Annotated in this window: 18 protein-coding genes; 6 read left to right on the plus strand and 12 right to left on the minus strand. The window is 76.3% G+C overall.

All coding sequences use genetic code 11. From position 1 onward, the window contains the following. Positions 1–25: 25 nt before the first annotated feature. The 4 genes from FB380_RS13045 to FB380_RS13060 all read right to left on the minus strand — a co-directional run bounded on the left by FB380_RS13045 (position 26) and on the right by FB380_RS13060 (position 5,196). Positions 26–1,366, minus strand: coding sequence for an AI-2E family transporter (locus tag FB380_RS13045; RefSeq protein WP_166755401.1), 1,341 nt, complete (start codon positions 1,364–1,366; stop codon positions 26–28). Between the two features lie 174 nt (positions 1,367–1,540). Beyond that, positions 1,541–2,164, minus strand: a complete 624-nt coding sequence (locus FB380_RS13050; RefSeq protein ID WP_166755402.1) for a CAP domain-containing protein — start codon at positions 2,162–2,164, stop codon at positions 1,541–1,543. Positions 2,165–2,269: 105 nt separating this feature from the next. Further along, positions 2,270–3,784, minus strand: a complete 1,515-nt coding sequence (locus FB380_RS13055) for an amidohydrolase family protein (RefSeq protein WP_166755403.1) — start codon at positions 3,782–3,784, stop codon at positions 2,270–2,272. Continuing rightward, positions 3,784–5,196, minus strand: coding sequence for a serine hydrolase domain-containing protein (locus tag FB380_RS13060; protein ID WP_229682256.1), 1,413 nt, complete (start codon positions 5,194–5,196; stop codon positions 3,784–3,786). Before FB380_RS13060 ends, FB380_RS13055 begins: the two co-directional genes overlap by 1 nt. A 163-nt stretch (positions 5,197–5,359) precedes the next feature. Here FB380_RS13060 and FB380_RS13065 point away from each other — a divergent pair, with 163 nt between their 5' ends. The 5 genes from FB380_RS13065 (at position 5,360) to FB380_RS13085 (ending at position 12,575) form a co-directional block, all read left to right on the plus strand. Next, positions 5,360–6,748, plus strand: coding sequence for a serine hydrolase domain-containing protein (locus FB380_RS13065; RefSeq protein WP_166755404.1), 1,389 nt, complete (start codon positions 5,360–5,362; stop codon positions 6,746–6,748). A 148-nt stretch (positions 6,749–6,896) separates the two neighbouring features. Beyond that, positions 6,897–8,489 (plus strand): ABC transporter substrate-binding protein, encoded by a 1,593-nt coding sequence (locus FB380_RS13070; protein ID WP_166755405.1) that lies wholly within the window; start codon positions 6,897–6,899, stop codon positions 8,487–8,489. Positions 8,490–8,543: 54 nt separating this feature from the next. After that, the gene (locus tag FB380_RS13075) at positions 8,544–9,554 is read left to right on the plus strand and encodes an ABC transporter permease (protein ID WP_208382834.1); all 1,011 of its coding nucleotides are present in this window, start codon (positions 8,544–8,546) and stop codon (positions 9,552–9,554) included. Positions 9,555–9,558: 4 nt separating this feature from the next. After that, positions 9,559–11,598, plus strand: a complete 2,040-nt coding sequence (locus FB380_RS13080) for a dipeptide/oligopeptide/nickel ABC transporter permease/ATP-binding protein (protein ID WP_166755406.1) — start codon at positions 9,559–9,561, stop codon at positions 11,596–11,598. Continuing rightward, on the plus strand, positions 11,595–12,575 hold the full coding sequence (locus FB380_RS13085; RefSeq protein ID WP_166755407.1) for an ABC transporter ATP-binding protein: 981 nt from the start codon (positions 11,595–11,597) through the stop codon (positions 12,573–12,575). Before FB380_RS13080 ends, FB380_RS13085 begins: the two co-directional genes overlap by 4 nt. 19 nt (positions 12,576–12,594) lie before the next feature. On the opposite strand, the gene FB380_RS13090 is transcribed toward FB380_RS13085, so the two are convergent. After that, the gene (locus FB380_RS13090) at positions 12,595–13,131 is read right to left on the minus strand and encodes a DinB family protein (protein WP_166755408.1); all 537 of its coding nucleotides are present in this window, start codon (positions 13,129–13,131) and stop codon (positions 12,595–12,597) included. A gap of 90 nt (positions 13,132–13,221) precedes the next feature. Here FB380_RS13090 and FB380_RS13095 point away from each other — a divergent pair, with 90 nt between their 5' ends. Next, positions 13,222–14,178, plus strand: a complete 957-nt coding sequence (locus FB380_RS13095; RefSeq protein ID WP_166755409.1) for a helix-turn-helix transcriptional regulator — start codon at positions 13,222–13,224, stop codon at positions 14,176–14,178. Positions 14,179–14,185: 7 nt separating this feature from the next. On the opposite strand, the gene FB380_RS13100 is transcribed toward FB380_RS13095, so the two are convergent. The 7 genes from FB380_RS13100 to FB380_RS13130 form a co-directional block, all read right to left on the minus strand. Then, complete coding sequence (locus tag FB380_RS13100) at positions 14,186–15,880, minus strand: PucR family transcriptional regulator (protein ID WP_208382835.1); 1,695 nt, start codon at positions 15,878–15,880, stop codon at positions 14,186–14,188. A 93-nt stretch (positions 15,881–15,973) separates the two neighbouring features. Beyond that, positions 15,974–17,080: an o-succinylbenzoate synthase gene (gene menC, locus FB380_RS13105; RefSeq protein WP_166755410.1), complete on the minus strand. Its 1,107-nt coding sequence runs from the start codon at positions 17,078–17,080 to the stop codon at positions 15,974–15,976. Further along, a complete protein-coding gene (locus tag FB380_RS13110) occupies positions 17,077–18,042 on the minus strand; it encodes a GNAT family N-acetyltransferase (RefSeq protein WP_166755411.1) in 966 nt (321 codons plus the stop codon). Before FB380_RS13110 ends, menC begins: the two co-directional genes overlap by 4 nt. A gap of 40 nt (positions 18,043–18,082) precedes the next feature. Beyond that, positions 18,083–19,273 (minus strand): M20 family metallopeptidase, encoded by a 1,191-nt coding sequence (locus tag FB380_RS13115; protein ID WP_229682255.1) that lies wholly within the window; start codon positions 19,271–19,273, stop codon positions 18,083–18,085. A 5-nt stretch (positions 19,274–19,278) separates the two neighbouring features. Further along, positions 19,279–21,372, minus strand: a complete 2,094-nt coding sequence (locus FB380_RS13120) for a S9 family peptidase (RefSeq protein WP_166755412.1) — start codon at positions 21,370–21,372, stop codon at positions 19,279–19,281. An 88-nt stretch (positions 21,373–21,460) separates the two neighbouring features. After that, entirely contained in the window at positions 21,461–22,519 is a 1,059-nt protein-coding gene (locus tag FB380_RS13125) for a DUF1648 domain-containing protein (RefSeq protein WP_166755413.1), read from the minus strand. Next, on the minus strand, positions 22,516–22,869 hold the full coding sequence (locus FB380_RS13130) for a GntR family transcriptional regulator (RefSeq protein WP_166755414.1): 354 nt from the start codon (positions 22,867–22,869) through the stop codon (positions 22,516–22,518). The genes FB380_RS13125 and FB380_RS13130 overlap by 4 nt, the downstream gene beginning before the upstream one ends. Positions 22,870–22,937 lie beyond the last annotated feature (68 nt).

The following is a 22,937-nucleotide window of genomic DNA, read 5'->3' on the forward strand; positions in this document are numbered from 1 at the left end:
CCCGGCGCGCGGCCGGGGCGGGCGCTCAGCCCGGAGGTGCGCCGGCGGGCGACGGAGTGACCGTCTCCTCGCGCTCCGCGGCGGGCGCTCGGCTCGGAGTCACCCCGGCGGGCGACGGGGGGACCGTCTCCTCGCGCTCCGCGGCGGGCGCGGGATGGGTCCGCAGGTGCTCCAGGACGCGGTAGGCCACCGCGAGCATCGGCACCGCCAGCAGCGCGCCGGGTATGCCGGCGATCAGGCCCCCGGCGGTGACGCCCAGCAGGATGACGATCGGGTGCAGCCGCACCGCCCGGCCCATGATCAGCGGCTGCAGGACGTTCCCCTCGACCTGCTGCACCACCAGCACGACGACCAGCACGATGACGGCGTCGGTCACCCCGTTGGTGACCAGGGTGACGAGCACCGCCACCGCGCCGCTGACGGTCGCACCGACGATGGGGACGAACGCGCCGATGAAGGTCAGCAGCGTCAACGACAGCCAGAGCGGGACACCCAGGACGACGAGGGCGATGCCGATCCCGACGGCGTCGATCAACGCCACGATGATCACCCCGTGGACGTAGCCGGCCAGCGTGTCCCAGGCGGCCAAGCCGGCGCCGTCGACCCGAGCCCGCGTCCGGTCGGGCACCCGGGTCAGCAGCCAGGCCCACATCGCGGCGCCGTCCTTGAGCAGGAAGAACACCAGGAAGACGATCAGCACCAGACCGCCCAGCGCGTACAGGCCCAGCTGCGCGCCGGCGCCGGGGCTCGGAGTCGCCTCGTAGAGCCGGGTGACGATGTCGTTGCGGACGTCGGCGACCTGCTGTGGGTCCAGCTGCAGCGGACCCTCGATCAGCCACACCCGGATGCGGTCGATCCCGGCCGCCAGGGGTCGGGTGAGGTCCTGCAGGGTCGCGGCGGCCCGGAAGCCGATCAGGAAGCCGATCCCGGCGAGCACACCGAGCAGGACGAGGACGGCGGCCAGCGCCGACAGCGACCCGGGCACGCCGGCCCGGCGCAGCCGCCCGGCGACGGGTGCGATCAGCGCGGTGAGCAGCACCGCCACGGCCACCGCGAACGTGAGCATGGGCAGCCGGAAGAGCAGCCAGAACCCCAGCCACACGACTGCGGCCACCGCGAGGACCGCCCCGCCCACGGCCATCGCCCGCACCGCCCAGGTCGGTACCCCGTACGCCCGCGCGCGGTCGGGCACGGACAGCGGAGCCGGACCGGCCGGCGCGGGAGGGGCGGACTCGGCTGCCGCGGCGGGTACCGGCGGCGGGACCGGCCGGCTGCCGCCGTCCTCGTCGACCGTCGCCCCACCTCCGGCGCGGGCGCCCGCCGGCGGCTGGGCCCGGCGGGCGACGATCCTGGTCCGACGGGTCATCGTGCGCTCCTGCGTCCCGTGCTCGGCACGATCACGTCCCTCCGTTCACGGCCGGCCGGGCACTGCTGGCAGCAGGAGCCGATCGGACTGCCCTCGGCCCAGGGGCGGGGCGGGCTCGGGTCATCGGGGGCTGACCTACCCGAGCCGAGGGCCCGGTCAATCGCGGCGGCGGCGTCAGCAGGTCGGGCCGTCGTCGGTCGGGCGGGTGATCGGGTCGACCGGGGGCGTGCTGCTCGCGACCGCCGGCCGGTCGGCACCCGCCGTCCGGCCGAACTCCTGGGCCGCCCACACCGAGCCGTCGGGGGCGCAGACGACGCCCACGCCGAGCCGGTCCCAGCCCGGGTTGAGCACGTTGGCCCGGTGACCGTCCGAGCGCATCCAGCCGGCGTGGATCGTCCCGGCCGGCACCGGGCCGGTCGCCGTGAAGATGTTCTCGCCCACCGCGCGGAACCCGGACAGCTCGTCGCCCTGCAGCAGCGCCCGGATGTCCTGGTGCTCGAACTCGCCGGTGTCGGCCATCTCCGCGCTCCAGTCGCGGGCGACCGTGGCCAGCGCGTCGTTCCAGGCCACCGGCTCCAGCCCGCGGGCCTCCCGCTCGTCGTTCACCCGGTCGAACACCGCCCGGGCGATCTGCTCCTCGGCCGGCGCACCGGGGTCGCCGGCCGGCGCGGACTGCGGTGCCGGGCCGGAGGCGACCAGCGGGCCGGTCGCCGAGGAGGACGAGGTGACGACGCAGCCGGCGGTGCCGGGGAGCACGGCCAGGACGGCGGCGACGAGTGCGGCGCGGAAGCGGGTCACCGCGCAGACCTACCCGGTCGCCCGCCCGGCCAGCCGCGCCCTGCCCCCATCGCCGCCGTTCCGTGACCAGGGGCCGGCCGGGCTCGGAACGGGTCGTCCGGTCCGTCAGACGGCTCCCGAGCGGATCGCCCGGCCGGGGAGGACGTCGGTGCGCAGCTGACCGTTCCGGACCACCGCGGTCCCGCCGACCAGCACGTGCCGGAAGCCGCTGGACGGTGCGACCCGGGTGTACGTCGCGTGGTCGGTGACCGTGTCGGGGTCGAAGACGACCAGGTCGGCGTCCGCGCCGACCTGAACCCGGCCCTTGCGGCGCATCGCCGGGACGGCGTCCTGCAGGAGCTGCGCCGGCAGCAGCGACGAGCGGCGCAGCGCCTCGGTCAGGGTGAGCAGGCCGCGTTCCCGCACCAGCCAGCGCAGCGTGCGTGCGTAGGACCCGGCCGAGCGGGGGTGGGTCACCGCGTCCGGCGGGGGCGGCCACGTGTCCGGGGCAGCGGTGCCGCCAGGAGCGACCAGGGGCGTTCCGCCGGAGGCGACCAGGGGCATCGCGTCGGTGGCGATCGCGGTGTCGGCCAGGGTGAACGACCGCTCCAGGACGGCGAGGTCGGCCGGGTCGTCCTCGTCGAGGAAGTGCACCACCACGCCGCCGCCCGGGTCGGTCGCGCGCAGCTCGGCCAGCCGGCGGTCGTCGGCGACCCGTTCCCCGGTGGGCAGGTAGGTCAGCTGCCGCGGGCCGATCCCCATCCGGTGCAGCTGCTCGGGCGCCAGGAACGCGGCACCGATGACGGTGGAGCCGGCGCCGTAGGGATAGGCCTCGGTGCTCACCCGGACGCCGCGGCCGCGGGCGACGTCGATCGCCCCGGCGACCTCGTCGATCATCCGGGTGGAGGTGCTGTTTACGTGGCACATGTGCATGTGCGCGCCGGTGCCGGCGGCCGCGGCGATCACCTCCAGGGCGCCCTCCAGGGAGGTGCCCGGCTCGGCGGTGGAGATGAAGCGGGTGTGGGTGAAGGTCGGCACCCCCAGCCGGGCGGCCAGGCCGGCCAGCCGGAAGTACTCGGCCCGGCCGCTGTCCGGGGCGTAGCCGACCAGCACCCCGATGCCCAGCGCGCCGTCGGCCACCGCCCCCTCGAGCAGGTCCAGCACCCGGCCGACGTCCCGGTCGCTCGCCGGGCCGCGCCAGTTCGGCCGCGACTGGTGGGTGGCGAAGAGGTCCAGCGAGGCGTCGGCGGCCAGCGGCACCCCGTCGAGCACGTGCATCCGGGCGTCGGTCCAGGACGCGGAGAAGCCGAAGTTCACCGGCCGGCCCTCCGCCTCCGCGCGGGCGTAGGCGCCGGCGACCGGCAGCACCCCCGCCTCCAGCTCCAGTGCGGTGGTCACCCCGTCGAGGGCCTGGAGGCGCCCGCCGGTGATGCTCTGCGCGTGGCTGTGCAGGTCGACGAAGCCCGGCGCGAGCACCGTGCCGGCGACGTCCCAGACCTCGCGGGCCGGCGGTGCGACCTCGGTGACGGAGGTGATCCGGCCGCCGGTGACCCCCACCGCCCGCACCCCGTCCAGGCCGGTCTCCGGGTCGATGACCCGGGCACCGGTCAGGACGAGGTCGCACTCCGCGCTCGGCTCCATCAGACCTTCCGGGGGTTGGCCCGCACGCCGTAGTGGAGGTACTCGGCGCCGTTGTCCAGGGTGTAGAAGACCACGGCCATCCAGGTCTCCGACTCCGGGGCGCGGGTGGCGAACAGCCCCTGCTCGATCGGGTGCAGTGCCAGTTCCTCCACGGTCGCCCCGGACTCCTCGGCGATGCTCCCGGTGGGGATCACCCGCATCACCAGGCCGCCGTCGCGCTCGAAGACCTCGGTGGTGATGGAGCTGCGCTCGTAGGTGCCCACGTAGCGGCTGAGCTCGACCTCGGGGGCCTCCGTCGGCGGTTCCAGCGACTCGGCGACCCGGATGCCGGCCAGCTCGGTGAAGACCTCGCTGTAGAGGTCGGCGAACAGGTCCCGCGGCTGCCCGCCGTTGGTGAGCATGGCCACCGCGATCCCCTGCGAGGGCAGGACCCGCAGGAAGGCGTTCTGCCCGAACGTCGTCCCGTCGTGGCCGTAGAGCCGCTCGCCCTGCCAGTCGAACCGGATCCAGCCCAGGCCCCACGAGTCGCCCAGGGAGAACCGGTCCGGCAGGTCGGTGGAGTGGGCCTGCATCGCGGCGGTCGAGGACGGCGACAGCACCGCGGTGCCGTCGGGCGCACGGCCCTCGGACAGGTGCATCCGGGCGAAGGCGGTGACGTCGCGGGCGGTGGCGTTGACCAGCCCGGCGGGGCCCAGCGAGCGCGGCAGCATCCAGACCGGTGCCACGTGCGACTCCTGGTCCTCCTCCGGCTTGATGTGCCCGACCGCCACCCGGTGCAGGATCGCCTCCTCGGGGAGCGTCGAGGTGGAGGTGAGCCCGAGCGGCTCGATGACCCGCTCCCGCAGCGCGGCGTCCCAGGTCTTCCCGGTGAGCACCTCGACCACTCGGCCGGCCAGCGAGAAGCCGGAGTTGCAGTAGGAGAACGTGGCCCCCAGCGGGTGGTTCTGCGCCACGTCGGTCAGTGCGGCGACGTAGCGCTCCAGCGTGTCGTCGCCGCGGCCGGTGTCGGTGAAGACGTCGCCGTCGATGCCGCTGGTGTGGTTGAGCAGGTGCCGCATGGTCACCTGCCGGGCCACCTCCTCGTCGGCCAGCTGCAGGCCCGGCAGCACCTCGACCAGCGGGGTGTCGAGGTCGAGCAGCCCCTCGTCGACCAGCTGCATGACCAGCGTCGCGGTCCACACCTTGGTGATCGACCCGATCTGGAAGACCGAGTCGGGAGTCGCCTCCACGCCGGTGGACTTGTTCAGCACACCGGTGGCGGCCTCGACCAGCTCGTCGCCGTCGGGCCCGTCCGGGCCCAGCCGCAGGACGGCGAGGGTGGCGCCGGGCACCTCGTGCTTCGCCGCCAGCTCCTCGAGCCGCTGCTGCCAGTGCTCCTGGTCGATCTCGGGTCGTGCGGTCGTCGTCGTCACGTGCTGCTCCGTCCGGTCGGGCCACGGGCCCTCACGTCCGGCCCATGGGCGCAGCCTCCCGCCCGGGCCGGCCGGGTCTCTTCGTCCAGCGGCACGAACGCGCTGGTCCAGGCCTGGACGCGACCACCAACCGCCGGGCGCCGGGCGCTCCTACCGTGCCGGCATGACGAAGCTGGACGAGGTCGGGGCCTGGATCCGCGAGCAGCTGCCGGCGCTGCTGGCCGAGCACGACGTGCCGGCCGCCGGGGTCGCGGTGCTCGCGGGTGGCGAGGTGGTCGACGCCGCCGCCGGGCTGCTCAGCACCGCGACCGGGGTGGCGGCGACGCCGGATGCGCTGTTCCAGATCGGCTCCATCACCAAGGTCTGGACGGCGACCCTGGTGATGCAGCTGGTCGACGACGGCCTGGTCGCGCTGGAGGACCCGGTGGCTGCGCACCTGCCCGGCTTCGCGCTGGCCGACGAGCAGGCGGCCCGCACACTCACCGTCGGGCAGCTGCTCAGCCACACCGCCGGGTTCGAGGGCGACGTCTTCACCGACACCGGCCGCGGCGACGACGCCCTGGAGCGCTACGTCGCCGGGCTCGGTGACCTGGCGCAGCTCTTCCCGCCCGGCGAGCAGTTCTCCTACAACAACGCCGGCTACTGCGTGCTCGGCCGGCTGGTCGAGGTGCTGCGCGGCATGCCCTTCGACCAGTGCCTGGCCGAGCGCCTGTTCACCCCGCTGGGCCTCACCCACGCCGCGGCCAGCCCCTACGAGGCGATCCTGCACCGGGTCGCGGTGGGCCACGTGCGCCCCGAGCCGGGCGCCCCGCAGGTGCCGGCTCCGGTGTGGTCGCTGGCCCGGTCGAACGCCCCGGCCGGCTCCACCCTGGCGATGCGACCGCGGGACCTGGTCGCCTTCGCCCGGATGCACCTGGAGGCGGGCAAGGCGCCCGACGGGTCGACCGTGCTGGACGCCGGCACGGTCGCCGCGATGCAGGAGCCGAAGGTGCAGCTGCCCGACATCCGGGTGATGGGCGACTCCTGGGGGCTGGGGTGGGAGCTGTTCGAGGGGCACGGCACCCCGGTCGTCGGCCACGACGGCAACACCATCGGCCAGGCCTCGTTCCTGCGGGTGCTGCCCGAGCAGGGCATCGCCGTCGTCCTGCTCACCAACGGCGGGGACCCCTACGGCCTGTACCGGGACGTCGTCGGGCACGTGCTGCGCGAGCTGGCGGGCGTGCAGCTGCGGGCGCTGCCGGCGCCGCCGGCCGACCCGCCCCGCGTCGACGCGACCCGGTTCACCGGCACCTACAGCAGCCGGGTGGCCGACCTGGTGGTCAGCCAGGACGACGACGGCCGGATCTGGCTGGAGATGCGCCCCAAGGGCGAGGCGCTGGAGCTGGGGGAGCAGCCCGAGCGCAGCGAGCTGGTCTCCTTCGCCCCGGACACGCTCATCCCGGTCCAGCCACAGTCGGGCCTGCACGTGCCCTTCGCCTTCCTCGGCGACGACGGCGCAGGTCACGCCCGGTTCCTGCACATCGGCCGCGCCGTGCCCCGGGCCGGGGCATGACCGCCGGACTGGTCACCGGCGACGAGGCGTGGCGGGCTGCCTCGTCCGTTCGCACGAAGACCTCCCGCGCCGGCCGGGGCAGCCTTCTCGCAACCGCGGTGCAGGTGCGCGCGATCCAGGTGCCGGCGTTCCAGGGAGAGGACACACCATGAGGCTCATCCGGACCGGCGTCGGTGCGTGCGTCGCCGTGACCGTCCTCGCCGGGTGCGGCGGCGGTGGCGACGAGGGGAGCGGGGACGCCGCCGGCGGTGAGGTCGTCGACGGCGGCACCTTCACGATGGCGATGGACGCCGACCCGGGCAGCCTGGACCCGCAGATGTCGGCGTCCAGCAACGTGCTGCAGCTGAGCCGCTTCGCCTACGACCCGCTGCTGCACATGGACGACGAGGGACAGCTGATCAGCGGCCTGGCCAGCGACTGGCAGGTCGACGGCCAGGAGGTCACCCTCACCATCGCCGACGGCGTCACCTGCGCCGACGGTGAGCCGTTCACCGCCGCCGACGCCGCGGACAACATCGACTACGTCGCCGACCCGGCCAACGAGAGCCCGCTGCTGGGCACCTTCCTGCCGCCCGGGGCCAGCGCCACCGCCGACGGCTCGACGCTCACCCTCACGCTGGAGTCCCCGGCGCCCTTCGTGCTGGAGGGGCTGACCAGCCTCCCGATGGTCTGCGCCAGCGGGCTCGCGGACCGGTCGGTGCTGGCGAGCGAGAGCCGGGGCACCGGGCCCTTCGAGCTGACCGAGGTCGTCCCCACCGACCACGTCACCTTCACCCTGCGCGAGGGCTACACCTGGGGGCCGGACGGGGCGGGCACCGACGAGCAGGGCATGCCCGACGAGGTCGTCGTCCAGGTCGTGCCGAACGAGACGACGTCGTCGAACCTGCTGCTCTCCGGCGGGCTGAACGCGGCCACCGTGCTCGGCCCGGACGCCCAGCGGCTCAGCGGTGCCGGCCTGTTCTCCACCACGCTGGACGCGGTGCTGGGCGAGATGTGGTTCAACCACGCAGCCGGCCGGCCCGGGGCCGACCCCGCCGTCCGGACGGCGCTGACCCAGGCGCTGGACCTGGGCGAGCTGCAGGAGGTGCTCACCGGCGGGACCGGCTCTCCCGGCAGCACGTTCGCCACGGCCGCCCCGGTCGCCTGCCCCGGCGACTCGGTGTCCGGCGAGCTGCCCACCGGCGGCCTGGAGGCGGCCGCCGAGACCCTCGACGCCGCGGGCTGGACGGCCGGACCCGACAGCACCCGCGCCAAGGACGGGACGCCGCTGGAGCTGACCTTCATCTACAACAGCGGCCTGGGCACCGGCGGGTCGGCCGCCGCCGAGCTCGCCGCCTCCACCTGGCAGGAGCTGGGCGCGGAGGTGGAGATGAGCGGCCAGGACGACACGGCGCTGCTGGAGACCGTGTTCGGCAGCGGCAACTGGGACGTGACCTGGCTGGCCCTCAACGTCAGCAGCCCCGACCAGCTCGTCCCGTTCATGTCCGGGCCGACCGCGCCGGAGGGCAACAACTTCGCCGCCATCGACAACGCCGACTACGCCGCGGGCGTGGCCGAGGCGATGACGATGACCGGCACCGAGGGCTGCGACACCTGGCTGGCCGCGGAGTCCGCCCTGGTCCGCGACGCCGACGTCGTCCCCTTCGCCAACCAGAGCGTCAGCACCTTCGGCAGCGGAGCCCGCTTCGAGTCCGGCGCGGTCGCGGTGGTGCCGACCAGCATCCGGATGACGGCGGGCTGAGCACCCCGGCGGCGGAGCGGCGGACCAGGTGGCGACGAGCAGGGGGAGGCGCGGGTGACCAGCACGACGGAGGCGCCCCCTGCGACGGGGGCGAGCCGGCGAGGCGCCGCCGTCCTGGACGGGCCCTGGGCCCGGTTCGCCGTCCGGCGCGCGAGCCAGCTGGTCGTCTCGATGTGGGTGCTGGTGACCGCCGCGTTCCTGATGATCCACCTGATCCCCGGCGACCCGGTGCGCAGCGCCCTGGGGCCGACCGCGCCGGCGTCGCTGGTGGCCGCCCGCCGGGAGTCCCTCGGCCTGGACGACCCGCTCCTGCTGCAGTACGTGCACTTCCTGCGCGGGCTCTTCACCGGTGACCTGGGCACCTCGCTGACCTCGCGGCTGCCGGTCTCCGAGGTGATCTCCCAGCGGCTGCCGGCCACGGTGCAGCTGGCGTTGCTGGCGTTCGTGACGGCGCTGGCCATCGCGGTGCCGCTCGGGGTGCTGATGGGGGTGCTGACCCGGGGTGGCCGCCGCCGCGGCGGGGAGCTGGCGTTCTCCTCCACGAGCGTGGTGCTGGGCGCGATCCCGGAGTTCCTGCTGGGCGTCGGCCTGGTCTACCTCTTCGGCGTCCAGTGGGGGGTGCTGCCGGTGGCCGGGCGGAGCGGCCCGGAGTCCTACGTGCTCCCGGTGCTCTCGCTGGCGCTGGGCCCGGCCGCGGCGCTGGCCCGGATCATGCGGGTGGAGATGGTGTCGGTGCTGCAGGCCGACTACCTGCGCACCGCCCGGGCCAAACGGCTGCCCCGGCGCCGGATCTACCTGCGCGACGCGCTGCCCAACGCGCTGACCGCCACCATCACCCTCGGCGGCCTGCTGCTCACGGCCCTGGTCGCCGGCACCGTGCTGGTGGAGAACGTCTTCGCCTGGCCGGGTCTGGGCAGCACCATCGCCTCCTCGATCCTGCTCAAGGACTACCCGGTGGTGCAGGGGATCGTGCTGGTCTACGGAGCCGCGGTGCTGCTGGTGAACCTGACGGTGGACGTGGTGCTCGCCCTGCTGGACCCGCGCTCGGCGATCCGGGAGAGCTGAGGCGATGACCACCTCGACGACCCTGGACGCCCCGGCCGTGGCCCCGCGGCGCTCGGCGGCCCGGGCCCGCTGGCTGGCCGTGCTGCGTACCCCGGTCGGGGCCGGCGCCGGGCTGCTGCTTGCCCTCGTGCTGCTGCTGGCCCTCGTCGCGCCGCTGCTGTGGTCGGCCGAGGCCGACCGGATCGACACCTCCGCAGTGCTGCAGGGCGCCTCCGCCGAGCACTGGGTCGGCACCGACGCCCTGGGGCGGGACGTCTTCGCCCGGGTGCTGGTGGCCACCCGGCTGTCCATCGGGCTGGCGCTGGCCGCCACCTCGATCGCGGTCGTCGTCGGCCTGCTGCTGGGCACCGCACCGCTGCTGATCGGACGCCGCGGCGGCCGGCTGGTGACCGCCGGGGTGAACATCGCCGTCGCCTTCCCGGGCCTGCTGCTGGCGCTCTTCTTCGCCGTGGTGTTCGGCGTCGGGATGACCGGGGCGGTCCTGGCGATCGGCTTCGCCGGCGCCCCGGCCTTCGCCCGGCTGTCGCAGACCCTGGCCGCCGGGATCGCGGACCGGGACTTCGTGGCCGCCGCGCGGATCGCCGGCGTCGGCCGGTTCCGGGTGCTCGTCCGGCACGTGCTGCCCAACATCGGCGAGCCGCTGGTGGTGAACGCGACGATCGGCGCCGGCGGTGCCCTGCTGGCCTTCGCCGGCCTGTCCTTCCTCGGTCTCGGCGTGCAGGCGCCGAGCTACGACTGGGGGCGGTTGCTGCAGGACGGCCTGTCCGGCATCTACATCCACCCGGTGGCGGCGCTCGCCCCCGGTGTGGCGATCGTGGTCGCCGGACTGGCGTTCAACCTCTTCGGGGAGGCGGTCGCCAAGGGCATCGGGCTCACCACCGCGCTGGGTGGCGGCTTCGCCCCGGGCCGCGCCGCCCGCCGTGAGGCCGGCCGGCGCGAGCGCACGCGGAGCGAGGGCGCGGGTGCCGCAGCGACCGACGAGGGCGTGCCGGTCACCGACCCCGGCGCGGCGGCGGGCCGGCCGGTGCTGGACGTGCAGGACCTATCGGTGACCTTCCCGGGGCCCGCCGGCCCGGTCCGCCCGGTGCGCGGGGTCAGCTTCCGGGTCGGCCGCGGCGAGGCGGTCGGGGTCGTGGGGGAGTCCGGTTCGGGGAAGTCGCTCACCGCGCTGGCGGTCGCCCGGCTGGTCGAGCTGCCGGGTGAGGTGACGGCCGGCCGGCTGGTCTTCCAGGGCGCCGACCTGCTCACCGGGCCCGACCGCGCGCACCGCCGGCTGCTCGGGACGTCGTTCGCCATGGTGTTCCAGGACCCGATGACGTCGTTCAACCCCACCCGCCGGATCGGGCGTCAGCTGGCCGAGGTGGCCGAGGAGCACCAGGGGATGAACCGGCGGCAGGCGATGAGCCGCGCCGTCGACCGGTTGCGCAGCGTGCGGGTGCCCGCCGCCGAGCGCCGCGCGCACCAGTACCCGCACGAGTTCTCCGGCGGCATGCGGCAGCGGGCGATGATCGGCATGGGCCTGATGGGGGAGCCGGCGCTGATCGTCGCCGACGAGCCGACCACCGCGCTCGACGTGACGGTGCAGCGGCAGGTGCTGGACCTGCTGGCGTCGGTGCGCGCCGCCGACGACGTGGCGCTGCTGCTGATCAGCCACGACGTCGCGGTCGTCGGGCAGGTCTGCGACCGGGTGCTGGTGATGTACGCCGGCCGGGTGGTGGAGGACCTGCCGGCCGCCGAGCTCGGCACCGGCGCCCGGCACCCGTACACCCGGGCGCTGGTCGCCGCGGTGCCCGACATGCACGTCGACCTGGACGCGCCGCTCCCGGTCATCCCCGGCCGGCCGGTCGACCCGGCGCACCAGCCCCCGGGCTGCGCCTACGCCCCCCGCTGCCCGCTCGCCTCGGCCCGGTGCACGGCCGAGGACCCGGCCCTCGCCGACGACGAGACCGGGTGGCGGGTGGCCTGCTGGCACGCCGGTGAGGTCGCCGACGTCGCCGTCCCCGGCGCGGCGCCGGTCGCGGTCTCGCTGGGGGAGCGGGCATGAGCGAGCTGCGGTTCGACGACGTCAGCGTCCGGTTCGGCTCCCGGCGGCGGGCGATGACCGCGGTCGACCGGGTCAGCCTCACCGTGCCGGACGGCGCCGTCGTCGGGCTGGTCGGGGAGTCCGGCTCGGGCAAGTCGACGCTGGCCCGGGCGGCCGTGGGACTGACGCCGCTGTCGGGCGGCCGGATCCTGCTGGACGGGAAGCCCCTGCGGCACCGGTCCGGCCCCCGGCCGGTGCAGATGGTCTTCCAGGACCCGTACTCCTCGCTCGACCCGCGGATGACGATCGGGGAGAGCATCGCCGAGGCGGTGCCGCGGGGGACGGGCTCGGCCGAGCGGCGGCGGGAGGTCGCCCGGCTGCTGGAGCTGGTCGAGCTGGACCCGGCCCGGGCCGGCGCCCACCCCGGTCAGCTCTCCGGCGGCCAGCGCCAGCGGGTGGCGCTGGCCCGTGCGCTGGCCGCCCGCCCCGCGGTCGTGATCGCCGACGAGATCACCTCCGCGCTCGACGTCTCCATCCAGGGCACGGTGCTGAACCTGGTGCGCCGGCTGCAGCGGGAGCTGGGCACCTCGATGCTGTTCATCTCGCACAACCTGGCCGTCGTCCGCTACGTGGCCAGCGAGATCGCCGTCATGTACCTGGGCCGGATCGTCGAGCACGGGCCGGCCGAGCAGGTGCTCACCGACCCGCAGCACCCCTACACCCGGGACCTGCTCGCCGCCGTGCCCGACTCCGCGCACGCCCGGCCGGGCGCGACCGCCGCCGCCGACCCGACCCCGGCGGCGGTGGCGGCGGCGGAGCCCGCCGACCCGCACGCCCCGCCGCCGGGGTGCCGCTACCACCCGCGCTGCCCGGTCGGGCCGCTCGTCCACCCGGAGCGGGAGGTCTGCCGGACCACCGAGCCGACGGTCGACCACCGGCACGCCACCGCCTGCCACTTCGCGCCGGCGCGCGAGCCGCTGGCCGGCCGCACCGGCTGACCAGGGCCCGCCCGGCCCGTCAACCCATCGACTTCTGGCCGTCGATGGTCTCCCGCAGGACGTCGGCGTGGCCGGCGTGCTGCGCGGTCTCGGCGATCAGGTGCAGCAGCACCCGGCGGACGGACCACCGGGCGCCGGGCTCGAACCACGGCGCCTCGGGCAGCGGGTGGGCGGCGTCCAGGCTCGGCAGGGTCCGGACCAGCTCGTCGGTGCGCTTCGCGACCGCGGCGGCCGTGGCGAGCAGCCCGGCGAGCGTCTCGTCCGGTCCCATCACGAACTCCGCGCCCCACTCCGCCGCCGTCGACTCGTCGACCGCCGGGAAGGCGGCCGGTCCGGTCACCATGAACTCCGCCCACGTCCGCTCGGTGGCGGCGACGTGCTTGAGCAGGCCGCCCAGGGAGAGCTCGCTGACGGTGGGCCGCAGCCGGGCCTGCTCGTCGGTCAGCCCCCGCACCGTGTGCGCCAGGAAGAAGCGGTGCTTGGCGAGGGTCTCCAGCAGGTCGGCGCGCTCGCCGGTGACGGGGGTGGTCTCGCGGGTGGTCTCGGTGCTGGTCATCGGTGTGCCTCTCGTCGATCGGACCTGTGCCGAGGATGCTGCCGGGCATCGGTGCCAGATCCTGTCCCCAATGGATGCGAAGCTGAGCGCATGACCGACCCGACCGCCCGTGCGCTGCGGCTGCTCTCCCTGCTGCAGGGCCGCCGTGACTGGGCCGGCGGCGACCTGGCCGGCCGGCTCGGGGTCTCGGTGCGCACCCTGCGCCGTGACGTCGACCGGCTGCGCGAGCTCGGCTACCCGGTGCAGGCCCGACCGGGGGCCGACGGGGGCTACCGGCTGGCCGCGGGCGCCGCGCTGCCCCCGCTGGTGCTCGACGACGACGAGGCGGTCGCGCTCACCGTCGCCCTGCAGGCTGCGGCGGCCGGGGCGGGAGCCGGGATGGCCGAGGCCTCGGTGCGGGCGCTGACCAAGGTGGTGCCGGTGCTCCCGGCCCGGCTGCGCCGCCGTGTCGAGTCCCTGCAGGCGATGACGGTGCCCGCGCCACCGTGGTCCGACGGCGGCCCCGCGATCGACCCGCAGCTGCTGGTGGCGGCCGCCCAGGCCTGCCGGGAGTCCGAGCGGCTGGAGTTCACCTACACCCCGGCCGGGAGACCACCGGAGGCGCGGCTGGTGGAACCGCACCGGCTGGTCCCGCTGGGCCGGCGCTGGTACCTGGTCGCGTTCGACCCGGCCCGGGGTGACTGGCGCACCTTCCGCCTGGACCGGATGTCCGGCGTGCACGGCAGCGGCGCCCGGTTCGCGCCGCGGCCGCTGCCGGCCGAGGACGCCGCCGCGTTCGTGCGGGCCGGCATCGACCGGTTCCGCACGCCCACCGTCGTCGAGGCCGTGGTGGAGGCCCCCGCGGCGGTGGTCCGCGACCGGGTCGGACGGTGGGTGCGGGTCACCGACGACGGCCCGCACCGGTGCCGGCTGCGGATGGAGACCGACGACCTGGACTGGCCCGCCCTGGTGCTCGGCGCGGTGCGCGCGGAGTTCACCGTGGTCGCCCCGGACGAGCTGCGCCAGCGGCTCGCCGAGTGGTCCCAGCGCTTCGCCCGCGCCGGCTGACCGGGGCTCACCAGCGCAGCAGCCGCAGCTCCAGCATCGCGGCGAACCGGGAGTTGGCGTCCCCGAGGTCGATCCCGCCCACCTCGGCGATCCGGCGCAGCCGGTAGCGGAAGGTGTTGGGGTGCACGTGCACCTGCGCGGCGGCGGCGATCGCGTCGCCGAAGGCGTCCAGCCAGGCGCGCAGCGTCTCCACCAGCTGGGCGCGGTGCGCGGCGTCGTACTCGGCCAGCCGGGCCACCGGCCCCGAGGCCTGGTGCCCCTCGGCCGCGGCCAGGTCGGCCAGCTGCAGCATCAGCGACTCGATGTGCACGTCGGTGGCGCGGGCCACCCGGCGCGAGGTGGTGCCGTGGCGCAGCACCCGCAGTGCCCGGTCGGCGGCGTCCCGGGAGCGGGTCAGCGCGGAGACGTCCAGGGCGACGGTGCCGACGCCGACCATCCCGGGGACCCGGCCACCGGTGCGCTGCAGGAACTCGGTGGCCACCGCGGCGGCCCGCACGTCGGCCGTCGCTGCGTCGGCCCCGACCGGCAGGACGGCGTAGCAGACCCCGCCGACCAGGGCGACGACGGAGCCCGGGTGCAGCGCGGTCAGGTGCACGGCCAGCGCGTCCGCGGAGCGCTGCCGCTCGGCCTCGCGTCGCGCCAGGGTGAGCGCGCCCTGCTCGTCGGTGCCCTCGGTCAGCCCCATCGCCAGCACGATCAGCGGCCGGTCGGCCAGCCCGAGCCGGCTCAGCGCGTCGACGGTGCCCGGCCCGCCCTCCAGCGCGGTGGCGACCAGCTCGCTGGCCAGCCGCCGCTCCACGTCGGCACCGGCCCGCATCCGCAGCAGGTGGAGGGCGACCAGCTTCGCCGCGTCGACCAGGCTGCGCTCGCGCGAGGCGTCCAGCGGTTCGTCCACGGCCGCCCAGATGGTGCCCAGGATCTCGTCGCCGGCCCGTACCGCGACCGCCGCCCGGGCGACGGTCACCTCCGGCATCCCGAGCACCTCCGGTGACATCCACACCGGGCGGTCGCTGGCGTACAGCTGCCGGAACACCCCGTGCGCCTCGAGCCGGCGGGTGAACCGGTCGGGCACCTGACGGCCCAGGATCGTCTGGATGCGCGACTCGTCGGCCTCGTCCTGGCGGCCGGAGAAGGCGAGGATGTGCGAGCTGCGGTCCTCGATGGTCACCGGCGCGTCCAGCAGTGAGGCGATCGCGTTGGCGAGGGCGAACAGGTCACCGGCCGGCACCCCGCCCATCGACTCCGGGCCCGCCGTCCCGACCGCCCCCTCGCCCAGCAGCGACCGGATCAACGTGGCCAGCTGGTTCCAGCTCGCCCCGCGGGTCAGCGCGAGCAGCACGGTGCCGGTGCGCGCGGCGACCGCGGCGATCCGCGGGTCCAGGGGCGCCGGCGCCCGCACGACCAGCCCCGCCCCACCGGCGGCGGCGGTCTGCTCCAGCAGGTCCAGGACGGCGTCCGGCTCGTGCACGCCGACCCCCAGCACCAGCGCCCGGGAGGGCAGCGCCGGGGGGTCGACCGGGTCGTGGATGACCAGCCCGCCGACCCCCTGCTCGGCCAGGTCGGCCGTCGGGTCGCCGGCCACCACCTCCAGCAGGGTGGTGCCCAGGTGATCCAGGACGTGGCCGAGGCTGGCACGGGCCGCCGCCGGAGGGGTGGCGGCGAGCGGGGACAGACCCGGGACCGGGCTCGCAGGCAGGCTCACCGGGCCGACCCTAGGGGCGGCGGCGCCCGCCGGGGCAGTGCCGGCGCACGACTCGGAGGCGCGCTGTTCGTCCGCGCGGACGAACGGGTGCAGTCAGCGGAGGTCGATCTCCTCCACCGAGGTGGTGACCTCCTCGAGCAGCGCGGCGTCGGGCTCGACCCCCAGCCCGGGGCCGGTGGGCACCCGCAGGTGCCCGTCGTCCAGCCGGAAGGGCGGCGTGATGTCGGTGGCGTAGTACCGGTCGGAGGCCGAGGTGTCCCCGGGCAGGCTGAAGTTCGGCAGCGCGGCCAGCGCCACGTTCGCCGCGCGGCCCAGCCCGGTCTCCAGCATCCCGCCGCACCACACCGGCACCCCGTGCGCGGCGCACACGTCGTGGATCCGCCGGGCCTCCAGGTACCCGCCGACCCGGGCCGGCTTCACGTTCACGATGGAGCAGGCGCCCAGCCGGATCGCCGCCGCCGCCGAGCGGGCCGAGGTGATCGACTCGTCCAGGCAGATCGGCGTGCGCACCGCGCGGGCCAGCTCGGCGTGGCCCAGCACGTCGTCCTCGTCCAGCGGCTGTTCGATCAGCAGCAGGTCGAAGGGGTCCAACCGGGCCAGGTGCCGGGCGTCGGAGACGGCGTAGGCGGTGTTGGCGTCGACCTGCAGCGCCACGTCCCCGAAGCGCTCGCGGACCGCCCGGACCGGCTCGACGTCCCAGCCCGGCTCGATCTTCAGCTTGATCCGCAGGTACCCCTGGTCCAGGTAGCCGCCGACCGCGTCGAGCAGCTCCGGGACCGAGTCCATGATCCCGACCGAGACCCCGCAGGGCACCCGGTCGACGGCGGCGCCGAGGAACGAGCCGAAGGACCGGCCGTCCGCGCGCAGCTCGGCGTCCAGCACGGCCGTCTCGATCGCGGCCTTGGCCATCCAGTGCCCGGAGAAGGGGGCCAGTGCCCGCCCGACCGCGTTCGCGTCGAGGTCGGGGACCGCGGCGACCGTGGGGAGGAAGAACCGGCGGAGCACGTCGGCGACGCCGTCGACGTACTCGGCGGAGTAGCGCGGGTCCGGCAGCGCGGCGCACTCGCCCCAGCCCTCGCCGACGTCGGTGCGCGCCCGCACCAGCAGGATGTCCCGGGCGGTCTGGCTGCCGAACGACGTCCGGAACGGCGCCACCAGCGGCATCCGGATCCGGCGCAGTTCCACGGCTTCGAGCTTCACGGTGTGGCCCTCCCGGCCTCGGGGGCGCCGGGGGTACCCGGGCCGTCGACGACGTACCAGCCCTCGCGGGCGAACGCCCGCACCCGGCTCCCGGCGGCCAGCGCACCGCCGAGGGCCACCCGCACGGCGGTGCGCCACTCCGCGGCCAGCGCGGGGTCCCGCGCGCGCAGCGCCTCGACGTCCGCCGGGACGGCGATCAGCGCGGGGACCCCGGGCACCGCCGGCCGGACCTCCGGGCTCCCACCGGGCCCCGCGGCCAGGACGGTGGCCGCGCCGGCCGCCAGCAGCGCGGGCAGGTCGACGTCCACGGGCTGCCCGGCGACCGCGCGCACCACCGCGGGGGCCTCCAGCGACCAGCACATCAGCAGCCGGTCGGACTGGTCGGCGGCGTTGATCGTGTCGTGCATCGGCCCGTAGAAGTCCGGCAGGTACTCCACCGGCGTCGCGGCGAGCCGACCGAGGTTGAACCAGGCGTTGCGGCGCACGAGCGGGTCGAACGTCCAGCCGATCCGGTCGAGGCCGTGCTGCAGGGCCCACGCCCGCTGGTGCAGCTTCAGCGCCCGGCCGACGCTGTGCCGCTGGGCCGACGGGGCGACGCCGGTGACGTGGCTGTGCAGGGCGGTGCCCGCCGGGGCGGCGAAGAAGGCCACGCTGGCGCCCACCAGCCGGCCGTCGGCGTAGGCGCCGAACAGCGGGTTGCCGGCCTTGGTCAGCGCCCGCATCAGCTCGATGGTCACTGGCGGGTTGTCCGGGGCCGGGTGCCAGATCGAGTCGAAGAGCGCCTGGACGGCCCGCAGGTCGGCCAGGTCGGTGAGCGCGACGACCTGCACCCGCGCGCCGCCCGCGGCCTCCGCGGCGGCGGCCGCGGCGACCGCGGCACCGGCCCGGGCGGCGCCCGGAGCGGGCACGCCGGCGGGCAGGGGCACCGCGGGCCCGTCGATCAGGTCGGTCACACCGCCCATGGTCGGTGCCGCGGACCCGGCCCGGCTTGGTGCGGGGTGCTCATTCACCGGGTGCCTCTTCGTCCGGGACACCGAGGCCCCCGCCGTCGAGCACCGCCCGCACCAGGCCGGCGAGCAGGGCTGCCCGGCCGGGCAGCTGGTCGGCGAGCACGTGCTCGCCGACGGCGTGCGCCCCGCCCCCGACCGCACCGAGCCCGTCCAGCGTGGGCACCCCGATCCCGGCGGTGAAATTGCCGTCCGAGGCACCGCCGACGGTGACGCCGGCCGGCGCCGGGAGACCCAGCCGGGCCGACACCGCCCTCGCCAGGGCGAACAGCCCGGCCGACGCGGCCTCCTCCAGCGGTGGCCGGTTGATCCCGCCGCGCAGCTGGAGGACAGCGCCGGGCACCTGCGGTGTCAGCGCGCGCATCCCGGCGTCGACCCGCTGCTGCTCGGCGGCGGTGAGCGCCCGCACGTCGACGCTGAGCCGGCCGGTGGCCGGGACGGTGTTCGTGGTCGTGCCCGAGGTGAGCACCGTCGGGGTGACCGTGGTGCCCTGCGCCGGGTCGGCCAGGTCGGCGATCGCCAGCACCTGGTGGGCCAGCTCGACCGTGCTGCTGACGCCCTTCTCCGGCTCCAGGCCGGCGTGGGCGGCGCGGCCGGTGACCAGCAGGTCGTACATCGAGGCGCCCTTGCGGCCGGTCTTGAGCGCACCGCCGTCGGCGCTGGCCTCCAGCACGAGCACCGCGGCACAGCCGGCGGCCTCGGCCCGGATCAGGTCCGCCGACGTCGGGGAGCCGATCTCCTCGTCCCCGGTGACCAGCACGGTCACCCCGTCCAGGTCGTGGCCCGCGGCCCGCAGCCGGGCCAGCACGGTGAAGGCCAGCACGATGCCGGCCTTCATGTCGAAGCAGCCCGGCCCGCGCACCACCCCGTCGGTCACCGACCACGGGAGCTCCGCCAGGGTGCCGAGTGGCCAGACGGTGTCCTGGTGGCAGAGCAGCAGCACCCGGCGCGGGCCCGCGCCGAGCCGCCAGCGCAGGTGCGTGCAGCCCTCGTGCAGCAGCACCTCGGGCTCGGCCCCCAGCGCCCGCGCGCCCAGCTGGGCCACCCGGGCGGCGCCGGCGGCCACCGCGGCCAGGTCGGCCGAGGGCGACTCGACGCTCACCAGCTCCTCGAGGTCGGCCAGCATCGCCGGCAGCAGCGCGTCGAACTCGGTCGGCCGGACGTCGTGCGGGAGCAGGTGGGTCACCGGGATCAGCCCTTCCTCGGGTCGGCGCGGCCACCGGCGTGCATGCTGCCGTCGGACAGCTGGGCGGAGGTGACCGCCGTCCGCTCCTGCGTACCCGGGGGGCGCAGCGCGAACAGTCCGCCGGGGACCGACACCGGCTCGTCCGCCGGCACGGGGTGCCCGGCGCCGTGCCGCTGCGCCCAGTCGATGAGCCGCCGGCTGTACCCGACCCGGTGCGAGGGGCGGCCGTCGAGGATGAACAGGTGCGAGCCGCCCGGGAACAGCACCAGCTCGGTCGGGACGCGCTGGCTGCGCAGGGCGGTGAACCACTGCTCGGCCTGGCCGACCGGGCAGCGCTCGTCGGCGCCGCCCTGCAGTACGAGCGTCGGGGTGCGGACGAGGTGCACGTTCGTGATCGGGGAGTGCGCCCGGACGGCCTCCGGGTCGGTCACCGCGTCGCCGTACTCCAGCGCCAGCACCTCCCCGGCGTCGCTGGTGCCGCTCATGCTGGTCAGGTCGGCGACCACGCCGCCGGCGATCGCGGCGGCGAACCGGTCGGTGCGGCCGGTCAGCCAGCAGGTCATGAAGCCGCCGTAGCTGTAGCCGGTGAGCACCAGCCGCGCCGGGTCGGCCACCCCCTCGGCGACCAGCTGGTCGACCGGGTCGAGGACGTCGCGCTCGTCGGCGGTGCCCCAGCCGCCGACGGCGCTGGTGAGGAACGCGCGGCCGTAGCCGTCGCTGCCGCGCGGGTTGACCAGCAGCACCGCCCAGCCGGCGGCCACCAGGGCCTGGTGGTGGGGGTGGGCGGCGTCGGCCGCCGGTGACCAGGCGTTGTGCGGACCGCCGTGCACGTCGACCAGCAGCGGCGCCGGGCCCTCGGTCGCCGGGTCGACCAGCAGCCAGCCGTGCACCTTCGTGCCGTCGTGCACGGTGGACGTGCGGGGCTGCGGCACGACGAGCTCGACGTCGGGGAGCGCGGTCGCCGTGTGCGTGGTGAGCCGGGTGACGGCGCCGGAGTGCAGGTCGACCACGCCGACCTCGCCGTAGGTGCCCGGGTCGGCCAGGACGACGGCGGCGACGTCGGCCGCACCGGCCACCGACAGCCCGGAGACGACGACGTCGGCACCGGTCAGCACCGGGCGGGGCGGGGCCGAGCCGTCGACGGCGGTGGCGTAGGCGTGCGAGCAGCCCCGGTCGCGGACGCAGAAGACGACCTCGGCGCCGTCCCGGGTGAGCTGCGGCAGCCCGCCCGGGTAGCCGGGGCCGCCCGGCATGACGTTGCGGTCCAGCGGCGCGGCCAGGTCGCGCTCGGCCGGGACGTCGTCCAGCGGCTGGACGAGCAGCCCGGTGTGGTCGACCGAGACGGTGGGCTGGCCGGCGACCAGCAGCGCCCGGCCGTCGGCGGTCCACACCATCGGGCCGGCCAGGCCGAGGCCGTCGCCGACCCGGCGCGGCGGGCCGCCGGCGACGTCGACCACGTGCGCGGGGGTGCGGTGGGTGAGGTCGGCGTCGGGGTCGGTCGCGGCGGCGAAGGCCAGCCGGGTGCCGTCGGGCGACCAGGCCGGCCGGCCGGCGTGCCAGTCGCCGGAGGTCAGCTGCCGCACCTCACCGGTCGCCAGCTCCAGCACGTGCAGGTGCTGGCGGACGCCGCGCAGCAGCCCCGAACCGTCGGCCTTGTGGCCGAGCCGGGTCGTGCTGATCGGCGCGTGCTCGTCGGCGTCGGCCGGACGGACCGGTGCGGGGAAGGCGATCCGCTCGCCGTCCGGGCTCCACACCGGGGCCCCGGCACCGGCGGGCAGGTCGGTCAGCTGCTCGGCCTCCCCGCCGTCGACCGGCAGCAGGTGCAGCTGCGGCGGCCCGTCGCCGCGGCGGAGGAAGGCGATCCGGTCGCCGCCGGGGGAGAAGGCCGGGCTGGTGTCCGCGGTGCCCCGGGTCAGCGGCGCCGGCGCGCCCCAGCCGTCGCCGGTGGCCCGGACCCACCAGAGCGCATGCCGGTCGGTGTCGGCCGCGGCGTCGGTGGTGCGCAGCACGTAGACCACGCAGCGCCCGTCGGGGGAGATGGTGGGCTCGCCCGGCAGCTGCAGGGAGTACACGTCCTCGAGCGCGAGTGGTCGACCCATGGGGTGAGCCTGCTGCCCGCGTTGCGCACGCTCTTCGTGCGCGGCGACGAAGCGCCGCCGGGTGGACTGGTGGCCACGACGAGCAGGGTCAGGTGCGCTGCCGGGTGGCCAGGGTGTTGAGCAGCGCCGCGGCCTGCCGGGCGCCCGGCACCGTGACGGCGAAGCGGCGTCCGTCGCCCTGGACCACCTCGAGCGCCACACCCCCGCGCAGCACCACGGCGCGGCGCCCGTCCCGGCCCACCCGGTAGCCCCAGCCGCCGAAGTCGCGCAGCGGCCGGACGTCGGCGACGGTGGCCTCGGCGACGTCGGCGAGCGGCACCTGCCAGGAGGGGCGGCCCAGCGGGGAGCGCACGGTCACCCCCCGCTCGTCGACCCAGACGCGGGCGGAGCCGAACAGCAGGCCGACGCCGAGCAGCGCTGCCGGGACCAGCAGCAGCGCGGCCGGTGCGGTGCCGAGGACCACCAGCGCGCCGACCACCAGGCCGCCGGTGCCGAGCGCGGCGAGGCCGACCGGCTCCATCGTCGCCCGGCCGGACCAGACGGCCCGCTCGCCAGGGGCGACGGGCAGCCGCGGCGCCGACTCGGGCGGGGCGCTGGAGGCCCGCGCCGCCCCCGGCGGCGTGCCCGGCAGCAGCCGGGCGGCGGCCGTGCCGGCGAGGACGGCGAGCAGCCCGGCGACGACGGCGGCCAGCGTGGGGGAGGGGGCGGCCGCCGGGTCGGCCAGGCCGCGCTGCCCGGCCAGGCTGCCGACGACGAGCCCGACGCAGAACACCGAGATCCCGGTCGCCGAGCCGGCGGCCAGCCGGCGCTCGGGGGCGGCCACCCGCCGGGCGCGCAGGACCAGGGCCGTGGCCAGCGACCCCAGCGCGGGGACGACGCCGGTGACCAGCACCGCGCGCAGCGGGGCGGCGAAGCCGTCGGCGTCGCCGCCGGGGCCCCAGTGGACCGCGACCGGCGTCGGCAGCTCCGGCCGCCAGGTGGCCACCAGCGCCGCGCCGGCCGCCCAGACGGCCAGCGGCAGCGCGACGGCGACGACCTCCCGTGCCCGGCGGGAGGGGCGGCGGCCGCCCGTGGGATCCGTGCCCTGCGCGTCGTCCATGCCCTCGTCCCTGTCGTCGTCCACGCCGTCGTTCCTGCCGTCGTTCATGCCATCGCCTCTCTGACCAGCTCGGTCACCTCGGTCGCGCTGAGCCCGAGCCGCCGCGCCTCCTCGACCAGTGCGTGCACGGCCTGGCGCAGCGCGGCGACCGCCGGTGCGGCGTCCGGGCGCACCTGGGCGCCGCGGCCGCGGCGGAGCTCGACCAGGCCCTCGGCCCGCAGCTCCTGGTAGCCGCGCAGCACGGTGTGCAGGTTGACCCCGAGCGAGGCCGCCAGGTCGCGGGCGCCGGGGAGGCGCTCGCCCGGCGCGATCTCGCCCGCGGCGATGCCCCGCCGCACGGCCGCGGAGATCTGCGCGTGCAGCGGTGCCGGGGAGTCGGGGTCGATGCGCACCAGCACGACAGCAATCTAACTGTTCTATGCCGAATAGAACAAGTCCCGGTTGCGGCCGGTTCCCGGGCGTCGTC

Origin of the sequence: Modestobacter marinus (genome assembly GCF_011758655.1) — a bacterium.
Lineage (GTDB): Bacteria > Actinomycetota > Actinomycetes > Mycobacteriales > Geodermatophilaceae > Modestobacter > Modestobacter marinus.